Here is a 17,170-nt window from a genome sequence, read left to right as displayed (position 1 = left end):
ATTGTGTGAAAAAGTATGCGTTTATACTTTTGCTAGTTGGCTTAAGTGGCTGTAAATCACTGTCGGGTTTACCGCCCGTTGTTGATTTAAATAAACTGGTAAAGCAAGTAAAAAACGACCCGATCAATGTGGTTGCAATTCACAAGCAAGCTCAAAAAACACACCGCTCTATTAAAGCGCAGGTTGGTAGCGTAAAACAGCTTTTAGCCGCATTAGAAAGCGTTGTTGGGCGCAAGTGGGGTAAGCAAAATACGCAACAGCCTAGTGCAAAAAAATACGTCAAATACAGTAATGATTACCAAGCTCGTGCCATTATTGATTTTGAGCAAGGCACTGTAAAAGTAGAAACCATCGCTTTAAAAAATACAATAAGCTTGTTACAGCAGGCTATTGTTATGACCTTACTGACCTCTAGCGATCCCGATAAAACCGATATTTTTACCAGCGAAGCGCCCATTTTAGAAGGTGAGCCGTTTTTATACCAACAAGTACTCGACCAAGATAAGTTACCAATAAAATATAGCTGGCGTGCTAATCGATTTGCGCGTTATTTAGTAAATAATAACTTAAAAAAGCAACGACAATATGGACATCTTATTTCGTCGGTTAGTTTTGATTTAGTCGAGCAAAATGCCCATTTAAGAAAACAAAAATACAGTGACTATGTGCTTGCGGCTGCAAAAAAATATCAAATATCGGCAGCGCTTATTTATGCCATTATTGAAACCGAAAGTAGCTTCAATCCACATGCGGTGAGCTCATCAAACGCATATGGATTAATGCAAGTGATCCCCGCAACTGCAGGGCGGGATGTGTATCAAAAAATTAAAAAAGTACCTGGGCAGCCAACCAAAGCGGTGTTGTTTAATCCAAAGCATAATATTGATATTGGCAGCGCGTATTTAAGTATTTTAAAAAATAATTACTTACATAAAATTAATACCGATAAAAGTAAGCACTTTGCCATGATCTCGTCTTATAACGGTGGGGCGGGTAATGTATTGCGTATATTTAATAAAAATAGAAGTGTGGCGTTTTCACAAATAAATCAGCTTACTTCAAGCCAGTTTTATAACATTCTCACCACTAAGCACTCTCGAGTGGAATCAAGACGCTATTTATATAAAGTCACTAAAGCAGAAAAAAACTATCAGTAACTTATTTACTCATCACTTTCTTGTTGTTCACTTTTAGCTGCCATTTTAAAGGCCACTATCACTAAGCCAAACATAGCAAATGGAATCGCAGCTAACAAATACTCAACCAAATGACTGTCTTGAAAATTAGCTTGCAGCAAAAAATGCCCCGCAACACACATAATAATAACCACCAAAAGGATGGGCAGTAACCTAAGTTCTTTTTTTGCTGAGTGTTTTTTCATTAGTTAAGGTGAGTTGAGGTATAAAAAATAATGCACTATTGTAATGAGCTTACTAAAGCTTGGCAAACAACACTGATTTTTAAATTGCGATTAGGTATGATTAACATCAAAGAAAACCTTAAAAGTAGTGGTTGGGGATAAAGTGCAACAAAGCTTAAAGCAAGTTTACCTAGTTGGCGGGGCAGTGCGAGATAAACTGCTAAACATACAATCAAAAGATAACGATTACGTTGTTATTGGTGAAACGCCAGAGGTTATGGAAGCGCTTGGGTTTTTACCCATTGGCAGTGATTTTCCCGTTTACTTACACCCACACACTAAAGAAGAATATGCACTAGGGCGCACTGAGCGTAAAAGTGGTAAAGGTTATACCGGCTTTGTAGTGGATGCGAGCCCAAACGTAACCCTTGAAGAAGATTTAGCACGCCGAGATTTAACCATTAACTCTATGGCACTTGACGAAAACGGCACTGTTATTGACCCTTTTAATGGTCAAGATGATTTAAAAAATAAAATACTGCGCCACACCACACACGCATTTGTAGAAGACCCGGTTCGGGTATTACGTATTGCCCGTTTTTTAGCCCGTTATGGTAGTGAATGGTCTATTCATCCAAGTACTACTGCATTAATGCAGGAGCTTAAAAATAAAGGCGAGCTGGAACATTTAGTGCCTGAGCGCGTGTGGTTAGAAACAGAAAAAGCGCTTGGTGAAAAACACCCTGAGCTTTATTTTCAAGCATTAGATGGCTTAGGTATTTTTCCTGAAATTGAACAGATGAAAAACACTCCGCAGCCTGCAAATCATCATCCCGAGGGCGATGTGTTTGTACATACCATGCTAGTGCTTAGACGAGCAGCCGATTTAGGCTTTAACCTAGAAACCCGGTTTGCTGCTTTAACTCATGATTTTGGTAAAGCGCTCAGTTATAAAAAACGCGGTAATTTACGCGGCCATGAACGTGAAGGGGTTGCTGTAGTTGAGGCGTTTTGTGAGCGGCTAAAAGTGCCTAATCGCTTTCGCGATATCGGCGTGCTTACCAGTGATAACCATACCCTTTGTCACACGCTTGAACAATTAAGGCCGCAAACCATTCATAAATTAATCGTCACTAATTTAAATGCACTAGTGCACCCAGAGCGTTTTATTGCCTTTACTCAAGCGTGCCAGTGTGATGCACAAGGACGAGGCGAAACGCTGGTAGATAAGCCCTACCCACAAGCCGCTAAATTACGTGCTATTCACAATGAACTACAAAAAATGGATAAAAAACAGATAGTGCAAGATGCGCTTAAAAGCGGTAAAAAAGGCCCTGAAATAGGCGAAACGGTCAAACAGGCAGAAATAGACTGTATTAAAGCGTTTTTACAGCTTAATGGCTAACTTGTAAGGTTTGTGTCGTTAAGCACTACGAGCTAAAGCCTCAGCTTGCATGGCTTGTTTATTACTTACCTTGTGCTTTTTAGTCGCGCCCTGTTGAGCATGGTTATTGGCTGCATTAGGACGATATAAATCGAGAATAAACTCTATTTCTTCGGGTTCTAGTAACTCTTTCATTTTGACTCCTCCTAGGTGAGTAGACTAAGACTGAGCGAATGAATTAAAAGTGAATCGTTACACTTGAGTGTGAATTAAATTGTAACTGCAAAGCTTTAAAATAAAGCGGTTTATAATTAAACCGCTTTTTGTTTAATTATTTAAAGGCAGGTTCACGGTAAACACCACACCGTTGCCTTGCTCATTATTGTGTGCTGTTACTGTACCGTTATGGTAATCACACACCAGCCTGACAATATAAAGTCCTAAACCTAAATGCGGTTGTTGCTGCATTTGCTGGCTGCGCACCGATACCATAGAGTCAAAAATATGTTCAGTAAGTCCGTCAGGCAATAAAGTACCTGTATTACTTACCGTTAATGTTGCTTTGTTTTCGCTTTGCTTCAGACTGACTTCAATCGCGGTGTTGGCTTCACTAAATTCCAAGGCATTATTTATTAGCTTATCGAGTAGTTGGGCTATAAATTCGGGAGCGCCTATCATGGGTAATTCACCTTGGTGTATATCCAATGTAAATAACTGTTTAGGGTAAGTTAGCTGGTAGCCTTGCATGCAGCCATTGATCACCTTTTGCAAATCAAACGGCTCAGACTCATTACTTTGAATGCTTTGCTCAAGTCGGGTTGCTTCACTCATAGTGGTAATTATTTTCCCTAAACGCTCAACTCCTTCACTGGCACGCTCAAGATATTTTTGACTCAGTTCACTTTGCTGCAAGCTTTGTAAGTTCTCAAGTGATGAACGTACAACAGCAACCGGCGTGCGCAGCTCATGAGATAAGCGCGACGACATATTTTCTAAATAATCGGTATACCCTCCAAGTCGGCTCACTATATTTGAAAAGCTACGCGATAAATCGCCTATTTCGTCATTGGCATCGCTGTAATTTATATAGCCTGTTATCCGCCCTTGTGCATCAATGGCTTGCTCTGCTGTATCGCGTAGTCGCCTAATACGACTTGATATACGTGAGGCAAAAAAGAACAAAGTGACTGTGCCAATTAACATGACCGCTAAAATCACATTAAATAGTTTTTCCAGCGATTTATTACGCAGTGTGCGCACGCCATTGGTGGTTTCTTCAGCTATAACTGCGCCAATAACCTTATCCTCAATCCAAATAGGATACGCGGCCGATAATATTACCGCTTTGTTATCGGGGGTGAGTCGCCAAGACGAGGCCGGTTGGCCTTTGAGTGCTTTGGCTAAATGAGTGCCTTGCATTGAGGCGACATCGTGTAGGGTGTCTATAAACTCATCTTCGGGACGGGTTAAAATTTTATAGTACAAAGGATGCAAATAGGTCTGTTCAAAGCGCTGCCATGCGGTTTTTGGCGCTTGATTTTTTAGCCCATCAGCCCATACGCCATCGGCATTTTGAATACTGCCCGATTGCGCTAAAACACGGTGATGATTATCGACCACCCAAATGCGACTGCCGCTGTGGCCCATGCCTTTTAATATACGGTTTATTTCAGGGGAGGGCACCAGTACTGAGCCTAAATCATTTGGGTTATTTAAGTTGGATGTAGACATGATATTAGGTGTTTGGCTTGGCTGTTTACTATCAACATCAGCAATGGCAAACCCCAGTTTATTGCCAAGCATACTCAAAGGAAAGCGCAGCTCAAGGTTGTAACCTGTTTCAGTTTTTTTAAAGAAACCCTGAATTTTAGTAAAAGGCATTTTACTGTAGGCATCAAATGCGTTGACCCAGCCATCTTGGCGCGGAGCAATAATATAAGTATTAAATTGTCCATCAGGATTTTTTAGGCCAATTTTTATGTAATCGTTATTGGTAATGCTGAGGCTATTTTTAGCACGGTAAACTAAAGCATCATCTGTGACTTTAAATACTGCATATAAGTAATTATCAAACTTACCCACCATGTGGCTAAATGATAAGTCGCGCAGTTGATGGTTATCATTGGCTGTTTGTAAGTAGCGTTTATCATAAAGCCAAAACAGCGATTGATAAGCGTCCCAGTCGTTGAGTTTGCCATCGAGCTGAATCGGGCTTTTTAAATTATAAGCATAGAGATCGCGGCCTTTTACCACCTGATCTAAAAAGTTGGTTTGTTCGTCAAATAAAGCGGGGCGTTCATGCAGGGCCGTGGCCAGTGCGCGTGTAGTGCCTACCAACGTTTTTTCTTGGCCTTGGCGTAAAAACTTTTCCATTTCCCATACATATTCGTAGCCAAGCCATGGCAACAAAAACAAAAAGCACGAAAGTAGGATAAATTTACTGCGTAGGCCAAATCTCAGCATGTGGGTTGCTCCCACCTATAGCCCATGCCATACACGGTATCTATACAGTCAAACTGGCTATCGAGTGCTATAAACTTTTTACGAATACGTTTTACATGCGAGGTAATGGTGCTGTCATCTACATAAATTTTAGCATCACTCATTAAATCGTTACGGCTTTTAACGTGCCCTGGTCGCTGAGCGAGTGAATGCAGCATCCAAAATTCAGTCACGGTTAAATCAACTAATTGGTGTTGCCAAAGCACCTGCATACGTTGCGTGTCGAGTGTTAGTTGGCCGCGTGTTATCAGTGCGTTAGCATCGGCGGGTTGCTCTAATGCTTCCATACGGCGAAATAGCGCGCCAATACGCGCAGCTAAATGGGCTAAGCTAATGTCTTTGGTTAAGTAGTCGTCGGCGCCCATGCGCAGGCCACATACGGTGTCTATTTCGCTGTCGCGAGCGGTTAAAAAAATAATTGGTAAGGTTTTAGACAGTGAACGCAGTGTCTGGCACAGTAAAAAGCCGCCATCTATTTCATGGCCTAAACCAATATCAACAATGGCTAAATCGGGAAGCGCTTCTTTAAAGGCCGCTTCTGCTTGAGGGCGGTTTTCATAACCACTCACCTGATAGCCTTGAGCGCTCAGCATTTCTATGTAGTTTTCGCGGATAGCGGTTTCATCTTCAATGATGGCTATTTTCTTCATTTTTATTAATTACTCATATTGACTTAGGCGCACTATAGCGAAGTTTTTGCGCTAAGTACGGTTAAAAACACAATTGCCATTTTTTCGCCACAATTGCTCAGCAGTTTGCCATTTTTGATCCCCTTTGTTGCCACTTCATGCTGTTTTAATACAAATATTGAAATTACAGATACAACGCAAGTGCCAACCAATAGCTTGCCAACCCATTACCAATAGTAAGGAATAAATCATGAAGAAAACATTAATCGCACTCACACTCGTTAGTACTTTTTGCGCTCCTGCTTTTGCCGCGGATACTCCATCGAAAGAAGCAAAAAAGGAAACCATAGTCGGCCTAAGCACAGGTGCCATTATCGGTGGCGTTGTTGGTGGGCCTATTGGCGCGTTTGTAGGTGCATTTGCTGGTGGCTTAATTGGCGATGCCAAGGTGGCTGAGCAAACTATTGCCGAGCAGCAACAAGCCTTAACAGTTATGGCAGAGAAAACCAACGACTACCAACATGTTCTTAATCATAACAGCCACTTAGAAGCGCAACTTGAGCTGCTGGCTCAGCAAAATGAGCAACTAACGCAATCACAGCTTAATAATTTATTGGCGATGACAGTGCAATTTAAAACAGGCTCTAGCGATATTGCTCCTCATTTTGCCAAGCAGCTTGATCAATTAGTTGCGTTATTAAAAAGCCAACCGCAACTCGCGCTTGATTTAAGTGGCTTTGCCGATCAGCGTGGTGAAGAGCAAGCAAACTTATTACTTTCAAAAGCCAGAGTAAACGCCGTACAAAGTTACTTAATTAAACAAGGTGTAAGCCATACACGCTTAAGCGCACAAGCATTTGGCGAGCAGCAAAGCATAGCAAACAGTAACACCCTTGAAGATAACTTTTTTGATAGACGCGTTACTCTCACTACCCGTGCGCTAAATCAGTCAAGTAATCAAACAGCAAGCAATTAACAACGTGCGTTCGATGGAGTGATTTATGTTGAGTAAACCCACCAAAGTGCTTACCAAGGTAAGCCTTTTTATTTTTATTATTATCGTGCTTTTGGCCAGCTTTAAAAGCCATGCACAGTCGCCAAAACTATCCTTGTTTGATAGCCAAGGAGTGGCGGTTAATCCTGGGGTTATTTTAAAAAGCGATGCAAAAATGACCCTAACAGGACTAATTAATCATGTTGTAGTAACGCAGCACTTCATAAATGAAAATCCTTTTGCAGTAAATGCACGTTATGCTTTTCCTTTACCCGATGAAAGTGCCGTGCAAGCAATGACCATGCGTATTGGTGAGCGAGTGATTCACGGTAAAATAGCAAAAAAACACCAAGCAGAAAAACAGTATCAAGCTGCCAAGCAAGCAGGGAAGCAGGCCTCTTTGGTTCGTCAGCAGCGTGCAAATATGTTTATTACAAATGTGGCGAATATAGGGCCTGGTGAAGAGATTGTTATAACGCTTGAATATCAAGAGATTATTGATTACCAGCATGGAACCTTTGCGATTCATTTTCCAACCACAATAACGCCACGCTATCATGCAACAACAGGGAAACTGAACGAAGAGCAAGATAAGCGTACGGTAAAAAGTGATCATACATCTTCGTTTACTCCACAAGGATGGTTAAGCCCTATTTATACAAAGCAAACCAATGAGGCGGCTAATGCCAGCGATTTAAGCTTAACAATTAACATGGATATAGGCTTAGAATTGGTTGATATAAACGCTAAGTACCATCAGGTAAATATTGAAAACTCTGCGTTTGGACAATACAGCATTGTGCTAAAACCACAGCAAGCAATAAATAAAGACTTTGTACTGGAGTTTAAGCCACTACAAAAAGCGCAAGCTCAAGCCGCACTTTTTACTCAGCAAGCAAAAAATGGTGAGCAGTTTGCGTTAGCAATGCTAATGCCGCCAAGCGATAGCTTTACTCAATCTCAGCGTTTACCGCGTGAAATGGTGTTTGTAGTTGATACCTCGGGCTCTATGCATGGGCAGTCTATGGAGCAAGCTAAAAAAGCATTGTTTTACGCACTCTCGTTACTTGATAGTGATGATAGCTTTAATATTATTGGCTTTAATAATCAGGTTACTGCCATGAGTGATACCCCTTTAGTTGCTAGTGACTTTAATTTACGCCGTGCAAGGCGCTTTATTTATAACTTGCAAGCCGACGGTGGTACTGAAATACAAGGTGCGCTTGATGCCGTACTTAATGGTGCGCAGTTTGAGGGTTTTGTACGCCAAGTGGTGTTTTTAACCGATGGTAGCGTGAGTAACGAAGATGAGTTATTTAAAAGTATTGCGCGCACTTTAGGTGACAGCCGCTTATTTACCGTCGGCATTGGTAGCGCACCTAATCGCTTTTTTATGCGCCGCGCTGCTGATATAGGTAAGGGGTCTTATACCTTTATTGGTAGCACCTTTGATGTGCAGCCGAAAATGCAGCAGTTGTTTGATAAACTCGCTCACCCGGCGATGACTAATTTAGCGTTAACAAATACAAATGGAGACAGCTTAGATTTTTGGCCCTCCCCATTACCGGATCTGTATTTTTCTGAGCCTATTATGGTGGCTATTAAATTAGATAATACCGATACAATTACTTTTACTGGGCAAACAACGCATGGTGAGTTTAAGGTTAAGCTTAATTCGCAAGCAAGCTCAAAAGCCACAGGAATTGATAAGCTCTGGGCACGTCAAAAAATAAAGTCATTATTGCTATACAACCAACAAAGTGTTGTAAAACAGCAAGTGCAGCAACTTGCGCTTGAGCATCAATTACTTAGCCCATTTACTGCGTTTATTGCCATAGAAGAGAGCACCATTAAAGAAGTTGCTAAACAAACTACACAAGTGGCTAATTTAATGCCACAAGGAATGACCATGCGTTTGCCGCAAACTGATGGGCAAAGCAAAATGCATATTGTGTTTGGAGCTTTAATGCTACTAGGTGGCCTGTTGTTAGTAAGGCGCTGTAAATGAAAAAGTGGTTGAGCATAGGTTTACTAGCCTTAGGACTGAGCCTATTTGGCCATGGTGCATATATGCAGGCAAAGGCATGGCTTGCACAAGTGTTAATAGAGCAAGCATGGCAAACAGCCCTTAAATCACCCAATAAAAAAATTAAGCCGTGGTTTTATGCTGATAGTTACCCAGTGGCACAAATAATATGGCCAAAGCATAATAAACGACTAACCGTGCTCGATGGCGCAAGTGGCAGAAATTTAGCGTTTGCGCCTAGTCATTTTTTAGCTGCGGGGGAATTAGGTGGGGCTGATGTTGGTAATTCGCAAGGAGCACTTATTGCCGGGCACAACGATACCCACTTTGCGTTTTTAAAAAACGCTAAAGTGGGGGAGCAATTTTCTCTGCAATTACAAAATGGCCAAGTGCAGCATTATTCAGTGACACATGTTGAGGTGATTAATCAGTACAACACCGATTTTTTGCATCAAGCAGGGCTGTATTTACTGACCTGTTACCCTTTTGATTCGCTGGCCTCGGGGACCACCGATTTAAGGTGGCTAGTGTCGGCTGAAATATCCTCACCCGAGGTGGCGTTAGGAATATCGACCACTAGTTCTTGATGGCGTTGGCTTATCATTACGCCTATAAACACCACAAATATACTGATCCACTGGCCAAGTGTCAGTACTTCGTTAAGGATAATGGCTGACAAAATTAAAGTGAAAATTGGAATTAAATTAGAGTAAGCCGCTGCGGTTAACACCGACACTTTACTAATCGCGTAGTTGTACATGCCGTACCCACCCAAAGTAACACAAGAGCCTAAGTACAAAATGCTCATTAGTGCGGTTAAATCGTGTTGGTTTTCGCTGGGTAGGTCAATAAACAATAAAAATGGAGCAAAAAACAAACTACCACTCACACCTTGCAGAGCAATTAATGTGAGTGGGGAGTAGCGGTTAGCTAAATGTTTTATACACACGGTATAAAATGCCGCGCACACCATGGCCATTAATTCTAAAAAATTCCCCAGTAATGGGTTTGGGGCTTGGCTTGAGCTGGGTGAGAGCAAGGTCAGTAAAATACTGCCGCCAATACACAGCGTAAAACCCACCACAATAGCTTTACTAATATGCTCTTTGAGCATGAAAAACGCTAAAAATGCCACAATAATGGGTAAACAAGACACAATAACCCCCGCCTGAGACGCTGAGGTATATTCCATTGCGTGGCCTTCAAATAAAAAGTACAAGCAAGGCTCTGCCAGCGACATGCCTAATAAATACTTCCAATCGCCTTTTAAATATTCAAAGCGAATTACGTAACGCCATAAACATAACGAAATCAGTAAAGTGGTGAGCATACGTAAAAATATCACCAAGGCAGGGTCATAAATCGCAATCGCGTATTTAAGTGCAATAAAGGAGCTACCCCACAAAAAGGTGGCAATAATTAAACATAAACTGGCAGGCATAAGGTGTAATTTAATCGGTTGAATATAGTGCGATCCTAGCACGCAGAGGGGGGGCTTGAATATTTTTTACTTGTTCAAAAATACCGAACTGGTATAAATAAATTCATCATTTATTGCGCTAAGTAAAAAACATGCAAAGGGATCAGGTCGTAGTTGTAAAGCTAGGTACAAGCGTACTCACTGGCGGTACCGATAAGTTAGACAAAGCACATATGGTGGAACTTGTTCGCCAATGCTGTGAGCTAAAAAAGCAAGGTCATCAGGTTATTTTAGTTTCTAGTGGTGCGGTTGCCGCAGGTCGCGAACAGTTATTAAAACCCTGTGGGCGCACATTAATAGACAAACAAATGTTGGCCGCCATTGGACAGGGGCAGCTCATTCATATTTGGCAAAGTTTATTTGCGTTATATGGCGTTAACGTGGGGCAAATGCTACTAACGCGCGCCGATGTTGACGACAGAGAGCGCTATTTAAATGCGCGCGATACCCTCAATGCCTTATTAAATTATGATGTTGTGCCGATCATCAATGAAAACGACGCGGTTGCTACCAGTGAAATAAAAGTAGGTGACAACGATAACTTATCGGCATTAGTGGCTATTTTGGCCAATGCCGATAAATTACTATTGCTGACCGATCAACAAGGGTTATTTACCAGCGATCCGCGCACTGACATTAACGCCACCTTGATTGATGAAGTTACCCATATTAATGATGAGTTACGCCAACTTGCGGGTGGCAGCGGTACAAACCTAGGCACAGGGGGTATGGCAACCAAACTACAGGCAGCCGATATTGCCAGAAGAGCTGGGGTTGAGGTGATTATTGCCAAAGGCGCTGATGAAAACGTGATTTTAAAATGCATGAGCGAGCAACTGCCAGGCACCCGTTTTTTAAAACTTACCGCCCCTAAAGATGGCCGAAAAAAATGGTTATTAGCAGGGCCTAAAAGTAGCGGCCAAATTTTAATTGATGCCGGTGCGGTGCATGCATTGCAATCTAAGGGCGCCAGTTTACTTGCTAAAGGCATTACGCGTGCAATAGGTGAATTTGAACGCGGAGATTTAATTAACTTAATTGATGTAAATCAGCAAATTATTGCACGTGGGTTAACGCGCTTTAGCCATCTTGAAATCGATAAAATAAAAGGCGCACACTCTAATCAAATCAGCCAATTACTTGATTACGACAGCAGTGCCGAAGTACTACACAGAGATGATATGGTGGTGTTGTAATTAAGCACTTTTTTAACGATATAGCGCAACGTATAATCCGCTTATAGTGTTGCGCTTTTTTGTGTTAAAATCTTGCACCTTAAATTTGTTGTAAAGAGTATTGAAGATGAAATTAGTTCGCTGGGTTTTAGGTTGTATCATCTTATTTTTTAATTTTGTTTTTACGCCGCGTAGCAAAAAACGTGATCCGCAAGAGCAAACTAAGCTTGATCAGCAAACCGCACAATTTAAGCTCTATCAATTCAAAGCATGCCCTTTTTGTGTAAAAGTGCGCCGTTCAATTAAGCGTGAAGGCTTAAAAATTGAAACACGCGATGCAAAAAATGATGAGCAATACCGCCAAGAGCTATTAGAGCAAGGCGGAAAAGTTAAAGTACCTTGTTTACGTATTGAGCAAGATGGCCAAGTAAAATGGCTTTATGAATCAAACGATATTATTGCTTACTTAAACAAAGTAGCCGCTTAAAATATTTATTGGTATTTCATACCATCTCACTTATTAAAAGAGACATTACCATGACAATTCGTACCCGTGTTGCTCCGTCGCCAACTGGTGACCCGCATCTTGGCACCGCTTACATTGCCTTATTTAACTACTGTTTTGCTAAACAGCAAGGCGGTGAATTTGTACTTCGTATTGAAGATACTGACCAAGTTCGCAGCACACCAGAATCTGAACAAGCCATCATGGATAGCTTACGCTGGTTAGGCCTTGAGTGGGATCATGGTCCTGATGTAGGTGGTGAGTTTGGTCCATACCGTCAATCTGAGCGCAGTGATTTATATAAAAAATACGCCCATCAGTTAGTTGAAGACGGCAAAGCGTTTTACTGTTTCGCAACCAGCGAAGAACTGGACCAAATGCGTGAAGAACAAATGGCCGAAGGTCTGCGTCCTAAATACGATGGTCGTGGCTTAAACCATACAGAAGACGAAATTAAAGCAAACCTAGCTGCTGGTAAACCGTACGTTATACGTATGAAAATCCCAAGCGAAGGCACGTTTAAATTTAACGACTACCTACGCGGTGAAATCGAGATCCCGTGGGAAAACGTAGACATGCAAGTGCTATTAAAAGCGGATGGTTTTCCAACTTACTTTTTAGCTAACGTGGTGGATGATCACCATATGCAAATTAGCCATATTTTCCGTGGTGAAGAGTGGATAAACTCAGCACCTAAGCTATTAAAACTGTATGAAGATTTTGGTTGGGAAGCACCCGTACTAGGTCACTTACCATTACTGCGTAATCCAGATAAATCAAAACTGTCTAAGCGTAAAAACCCAACGTCTATTAATTACTATAAAGAAATGGGTTACTTACCAGAAGCGGTACTTAACTACTTAGGCCGTATGGGTTGGTCAATGCCTGATGAGCGTGAAAAGTTCACCCTTAATGAGATGATTGAGCACTTTGACATGAAGCGTGTATCACTTGGTGGCCCAGTATTCGACGTAGACAAGTTAAGCTGGTTAAACGGTATGTGGATCCGCGAAAACCTAACTGATGCAGAGCTAATGCAGCGTTTTGTTGACTGGAAATTTAATGGCGACATGCTGGCTAAAGTATTACCGGAAGCTAAAACGCGTATAAATACGCTCTCTGACATGGTTGATTTAGCAGGGCACTTTGTAGGCGGTATCCCGACTTACGATCCAGCGCTATTAACAGCCGGTAAAGCTGACGAAGATGTTATTCGCCAAGCATTACAATTTTTTGTATGGCAGCTAGAAGGCTTACGTAGCTTTGAAAAACCAGCTATTTTTGCAATTGCAAAAGAAGTCGCTACCTTCCACGAGCTTAAAATTAAAGACTTTTTAGAGCCTATATTTGTGGCTATTACCGGCAAAACATCATCTACCTCGGTATTAGATGCAATGGAGATTTTAGGATCAGATCTATCGCGTGCACGTTTACGTGTCGCGCTTGCCCATTTAGGTATTTCTAAAAAGCAGGCTAAAAAGATAGAACGCGCATACCGCGATTACCCAAGTGCGTAATCGCGTATACAGATTCAAAAGCCGCTTAATTTAAGCGGCTTTTTTGTGCCTGTAATTCTAAGATGGAGTTGCCAGCATAGGGTAAGTAAATAAGAAAAAATGAAACACATTAACGAGCCAATGACATAAAATGGCCCATTCTAATCGGCTAGTTTTATAGTAAATATAGCCATAACCAAAACCTGCAACGGCCGCCACGAGCATATAATGAGTACCCGCTGAAAAGTGTGCCAGTGAAAATACACAAGTACTGATAGCCGGTGCGAGCAGTGCAAACCTGCTCGGGGTTATTAGTTTTGAAAGCTTAGTTTGTATCACTCCCCTAAATAATGCCTCTTCTGCAACGCAGGTAAAAAGTAGGTTGATAGCTATAAATAACAACCAAAATTCAGGTACTTTTGGCGCAAATTCAACAAGGTTTAACGTTAAAGCAGTTATGAGCGCCGCTAAAATAGTAATAACTATAATTAAAGCAGGGTAGCCGATAGTTACTGGCTTTGCCGTTTTATTTTTTTCAAAAACATAAGCGGCCAGTATTAAACCCGCTAATGCTTTATCAAAATTAGCATACAAGGTAAATGCAATTGCGTTACTGGTGATTTGTTCATTAACAACAATAGGCAGGTTATTAAAACCCGCAAACCAATGTAAGGCCAACCCGAGTGAGGCTGTTATAAATAAAGACGTTAGAACATTACGTTTTAACGCTGAGGTTGCCAATAGCGTAAAGTGAAACAATCCCACATAAACAGCTATAACAGCAACCGCGTTTAAATTTATATATTCTTGATAATAGGCGCTAATAACACTTAGCAGCAATAAGTATTGCCATAATGGTTGGCGAAATACAGAGAGTTTACACTGCGGGAAAGCACATAAAATAGCGGCAGCTAAAAAGTAAAAAGTCATTGGCAAATACTGCTTGTTGTTTGATAGGGGAAATGAGAGAAAACGAATCACATAGCGTTATAGTCTCAATTAGATAATTTTGAGCTATTAATAATTATAGGCTTGTCCGGTACAAGTAACGGCTAAATCACAATTGTAGCGGGATACTGATTGGCATTGCTCCAGTGTAAATGCATTGCCACCTAAATAAAGCACATCGTTTTTAAGGGATTCTATAGCTTGTGATTTCAAACGGTTATAGCTAATTGAGGATGTTCGCGTATCATCTGATACATCGCAGCTTTCGCCTTTTATTCCACCAAGAGGGCTTGCACCTCTATCGAGAGCGTCCTGAACACTGTAAAACTGCTCTAGACCACGTTTTTTAATGTGGCTTGAAACGTGTTCTGATAAAACCTCATCGTCGATATTGGTTGTGTAAGTAACGTTATTACAGCCAGTTAATAATGAAACCGCGCATATTAATAAAGAAAAATACTTCATTAGTTAATCCCTTAAACTCGTATTTGCCTAATTTACTTAGTTAATTAGCGAGTTGCAAATTATCATTTTTCGCCTTTATTAAACAGATTCGACCTCTCAAGATTTTTTTTCTGGTAGTATAGCTAGGTTATAAGCAGTTTAAGCAGTGAACACACTATGTTAAGTCCTTACTATCAGCAACATGCTGATTATGTTTCAATTTCTCGTGAGCAAGGTTGTCGCTTTGCTAAATGTGTAGCCGACGACTACAACCCGCTTCATGATAAAGACGCTAAAAAGTTTTGCGCACCAGGAGACTTACTTTTTTCTCTAGTGTTAGACCGCTATGGCATTAGTGAGCGAATGGAGTTTACCTTTGCCGGTATGGTTGATGAAAATACCAAACTAAATTTTCCAGAACAACCTGGAGAAGAGTTTGATGTAAACCATGGCGAAAAAGTAATTTTAAAGGTTAAACGCGACGGTAAAACCAGTAAATGCCCAACACTTACAAACAGTTTAATAAAAAATTATGTTGAGTTCTCAGGTGCTGCGTTCCCGCATGTAATTATTCCTTTAATGGGCAAGCAAGAGGTAATGATAAACCCTGCGCGTCCTATGATTATTTATGAATCAATGATCATTAACCTTAATAACATTGATATTAAATCACCGACCCTAGAGTTTGCACAGCCTAGCTTTGAATACGCTGGTAAACGCGGCAAAATAACCTTGCGCTTTAATTTATTAGAAAACGGCGAAAAGGTGGGTTTTGGTGAAAAACACATGGTGGTATCGGGTATTCGTGAATACTGTCAAAGCACCGTAGATGATTTAATTGCATTTTATAATGAGCGTAAAGCCACATTAAAACCGGCTTAAATACTTCATTTTACTTAGGCGCTATTTAGCGCCTTTTTTATTACTTAAGCTCAGGTATAATAGCGTTCTTTGTTATTTTAAAGCCAAGCTTATGTCTGCCACATCGTTCTCATCACTAGCCCTAGACCCGTTACTACTAACTGCAATAGAGCAAAATAATTACACTACGCCTACCGCCATTCAGCACAAAACGATACCGCCAATTTTAGCGGGCAAAGACGTTATGGGCAGCGCTCAAACTGGTACTGGTAAAACAGCCGCTTTTGTTTTGCCGCTATTACATAAGCTTTTAAATACCGCTAAAAAAGACGAACCAGGCATTGCCCGTGTGGTTATTTTAACGCCTACTAGGGAGCTTGCTCAGCAAGTATTTGCAAGCTTTGAAAAATACGCACAAGGTACAGATATAAAAGGTGCACTTGCCTATGGTGGCGCAAGCATTGGCCCACAAATCAAAGCACTTAAAACAGCACAAGTAATAGTGGCAACTCCTGGGCGCTTACTTGATCACATAGTGAAGGGCAGTGTGGTGCTTTCAAGCGTGGACTCTTTAGTATTTGATGAAGCAGACCGCATGCTTGATATGGGTTTTATTGACGAAATTAGACGAATACTGCGTCATATCCCAGGCGATCGTCAAACCTTACTGTTTTCCGCCACCTTTGATGACAGTGTATTTGAGCTAAGTAAAAAATTACTCAAAGATCCTGAACTTATTGAAGTTGATAAGCGCAACTCTGCTGCTGTAGAGGTTGAACAAGTTATTTACGCAGTAGATGAAGACAGAAAGCGCGAGCTGGTATCGCACATGATTGGCATGAAAAACTGGCGCCAAGTACTTATATTCACCCGCACTAAACAAATGGCCGATAAGCTTGCCAAAGAAATGTGTAAAGATGGTTTAAAAACCGAATCTATTCATGGTGATAAATCGCAAGGTGCTCGCGATCGCGCATTACAAAACTTTAAAGAGGGCAGTACGCGTGTTTTAGTGGCCACCGATGTAGCGGCGCGTGGTTTAGACATACCGGCACTTAAATACGTAATTAACTTTGAATTGCCATACATAGCTGAAGATTATGTGCATCGTATTGGCCGTACAGGGCGCGCTGGCGAGCAAGGCCTTGCAATGTCATTAGTGAGCTTAGATGAGCAATGGCTGCTTGAAGAAATTGAAGTACTGCTTGATACGCGTTTAACACCACAATGGCTTGAAGGCTACGAGCCCGATTTAAATAAGCCACCTAAAGATAACCGCAAAAACACCAACAAAGCGCGTAAAGATCGTGATAAAAAACGTATTACAGGGCAAAGAGCGCCGAATAGAAGACGTAAATAAAAGCTT

The 17,170-nt window shown here is 41.3% G+C and carries 17 protein-coding genes; 10 read left to right on the top strand and 7 right to left on the bottom strand.

Features of this window, described 5'->3' with window-relative positions; translation table 11 throughout:
* Positions 1 to 5: 5 nt before the first annotated feature.
* On the top strand, positions 6 to 1,157 hold the full coding sequence (locus PISS_RS12355; protein WP_058155179.1) for a murein transglycosylase domain-containing protein: 1,152 nt from the start codon (positions 6 to 8) through the stop codon (positions 1,155 to 1,157).
* Between the two features lie 5 nt (positions 1,158 to 1,162).
* On the opposite strand, the gene PISS_RS12350 is transcribed toward PISS_RS12355, so the two are convergent.
* Complete coding sequence (locus PISS_RS12350) at positions 1,163 to 1,381, bottom strand: hypothetical protein (RefSeq protein WP_058155178.1); 219 nt, start codon at positions 1,379 to 1,381, stop codon at positions 1,163 to 1,165.
* Positions 1,382 to 1,523: 142 nt separating this feature from the next.
* On the opposite strand from PISS_RS12350, the gene PISS_RS12345 reads away from it, so the two are divergent.
* Positions 1,524 to 2,765 carry a multifunctional CCA addition/repair protein gene (locus tag PISS_RS12345; RefSeq protein ID WP_058155521.1) on the top strand — a complete coding sequence of 414 codons (1,242 nt, stop codon included), beginning with the start codon at positions 1,524 to 1,526 and terminating at the stop codon, positions 2,763 to 2,765.
* Positions 2,766 to 2,783: 18 nt separating this feature from the next.
* Here the strand turns inward: PISS_RS12345 and PISS_RS18925 are convergent, their stop codons facing one another.
* The 3 genes from PISS_RS18925 to pdsR form a co-directional block, all read right to left on the bottom strand.
* Complete coding sequence (locus PISS_RS18925; RefSeq protein WP_010387666.1) at positions 2,784 to 2,939, bottom strand: hypothetical protein; 156 nt, start codon at positions 2,937 to 2,939, stop codon at positions 2,784 to 2,786.
* A gap of 132 nt (positions 2,940 to 3,071) precedes the next feature.
* Positions 3,072 to 5,207: a proteobacterial dedicated sortase system histidine kinase gene (pdsS, locus tag PISS_RS12340; RefSeq protein ID WP_058155177.1), complete on the bottom strand. Its 2,136-nt coding sequence runs from the start codon at positions 5,205 to 5,207 to the stop codon at positions 3,072 to 3,074.
* The gene (gene pdsR / locus PISS_RS12335) at positions 5,201 to 5,896 is read right to left on the bottom strand and encodes a proteobacterial dedicated sortase system response regulator (protein ID WP_028835728.1); all 696 of its coding nucleotides are present in this window, start codon (positions 5,894 to 5,896) and stop codon (positions 5,201 to 5,203) included. Before pdsR ends, pdsS begins: the two co-directional genes overlap by 7 nt.
* Before the next feature lie 229 nt (positions 5,897 to 6,125).
* Here pdsR and pdsO point away from each other — a divergent pair, with 229 nt between their 5' ends.
* Genes pdsO through PISS_RS12320 form a run of 3 tightly spaced genes read left to right on the top strand, consistent with a single transcriptional unit; the run spans position 6,126 to position 9,482 of the window.
* On the top strand, positions 6,126 to 6,851 hold the full coding sequence (gene pdsO / locus PISS_RS12330; protein ID WP_016900447.1) for a sortase-associated OmpA-like protein PdsO: 726 nt from the start codon (positions 6,126 to 6,128) through the stop codon (positions 6,849 to 6,851).
* A 25-nt stretch (positions 6,852 to 6,876) separates the two neighbouring features.
* The gene (locus PISS_RS12325; protein ID WP_058155176.1) at positions 6,877 to 8,877 is read left to right on the top strand and encodes a marine proteobacterial sortase target protein; all 2,001 of its coding nucleotides are present in this window, start codon (positions 6,877 to 6,879) and stop codon (positions 8,875 to 8,877) included.
* Positions 8,874 to 9,482: a class GN sortase gene (locus PISS_RS12320; protein ID WP_083494663.1), complete on the top strand. Its 609-nt coding sequence runs from the start codon at positions 8,874 to 8,876 to the stop codon at positions 9,480 to 9,482. The genes PISS_RS12325 and PISS_RS12320 overlap by 4 nt, the downstream gene beginning before the upstream one ends.
* Here the strand turns inward: PISS_RS12320 and PISS_RS12315 are convergent.
* On the bottom strand, positions 9,374 to 10,336 hold the full coding sequence (locus tag PISS_RS12315) for a DMT family transporter (protein ID WP_058155175.1): 963 nt from the start codon (positions 10,334 to 10,336) through the stop codon (positions 9,374 to 9,376). The genes PISS_RS12320 and PISS_RS12315 overlap by 109 nt on opposite strands.
* A gap of 131 nt (positions 10,337 to 10,467) precedes the next feature.
* Here PISS_RS12315 and proB point away from each other — a divergent pair, with 131 nt between their 5' ends.
* From proB to gltX, 3 genes are all read left to right on the top strand, one after another.
* Positions 10,468 to 11,571, top strand: coding sequence for a glutamate 5-kinase (gene proB / locus PISS_RS12310; protein WP_036956571.1), 1,104 nt, complete (start codon positions 10,468 to 10,470; stop codon positions 11,569 to 11,571).
* A gap of 106 nt (positions 11,572 to 11,677) precedes the next feature.
* Positions 11,678 to 12,037 (top strand): glutaredoxin family protein, encoded by a 360-nt coding sequence (locus tag PISS_RS12305; RefSeq protein WP_008111110.1) that lies wholly within the window; start codon positions 11,678 to 11,680, stop codon positions 12,035 to 12,037.
* A gap of 50 nt (positions 12,038 to 12,087) precedes the next feature.
* A complete protein-coding gene (gltX, locus tag PISS_RS12300) occupies positions 12,088 to 13,572 on the top strand; it encodes a glutamate--tRNA ligase (RefSeq protein ID WP_036956570.1) in 1,485 nt (494 codons plus the stop codon).
* Between the two features lie 57 nt (positions 13,573 to 13,629).
* Here the strand turns inward: gltX and PISS_RS12295 are convergent, their stop codons facing one another.
* Together PISS_RS12295 and PISS_RS12290 are read right to left on the bottom strand one after the other, a co-directional pair.
* Positions 13,630 to 14,481 (bottom strand): CPBP family intramembrane glutamic endopeptidase, encoded by an 852-nt coding sequence (locus PISS_RS12295; RefSeq protein ID WP_036956567.1) that lies wholly within the window; start codon positions 14,479 to 14,481, stop codon positions 13,630 to 13,632.
* A gap of 87 nt (positions 14,482 to 14,568) precedes the next feature.
* Positions 14,569 to 14,964, bottom strand: a complete 396-nt coding sequence (locus PISS_RS12290; protein WP_058155174.1) for a hypothetical protein — start codon at positions 14,962 to 14,964, stop codon at positions 14,569 to 14,571.
* A gap of 156 nt (positions 14,965 to 15,120) precedes the next feature.
* Between PISS_RS12290 and PISS_RS12285 the strand changes: the two genes are divergently transcribed.
* Both PISS_RS12285 and PISS_RS12280 read left to right on the top strand, forming a co-directional pair.
* Entirely contained in the window at positions 15,121 to 15,825 is a 705-nt protein-coding gene (locus PISS_RS12285) for a DUF3581 domain-containing protein (protein WP_013465710.1), read from the top strand.
* Between the two features lie 91 nt (positions 15,826 to 15,916).
* Complete coding sequence (locus tag PISS_RS12280; protein WP_036956563.1) at positions 15,917 to 17,164, top strand: DEAD/DEAH box helicase; 1,248 nt, start codon at positions 15,917 to 15,919, stop codon at positions 17,162 to 17,164.
* Positions 17,165 to 17,170: the final 6 nt, after the last annotated feature.

This window comes from Pseudoalteromonas issachenkonii, assembly GCF_002310795.1.
Lineage (GTDB): Bacteria > Pseudomonadota > Gammaproteobacteria > Enterobacterales > Alteromonadaceae > Pseudoalteromonas > Pseudoalteromonas tetraodonis.
The sequence above is the reverse complement of the archived record's forward strand: the minus strand, read 5'-3'. Positions and strand labels throughout refer to the sequence as shown.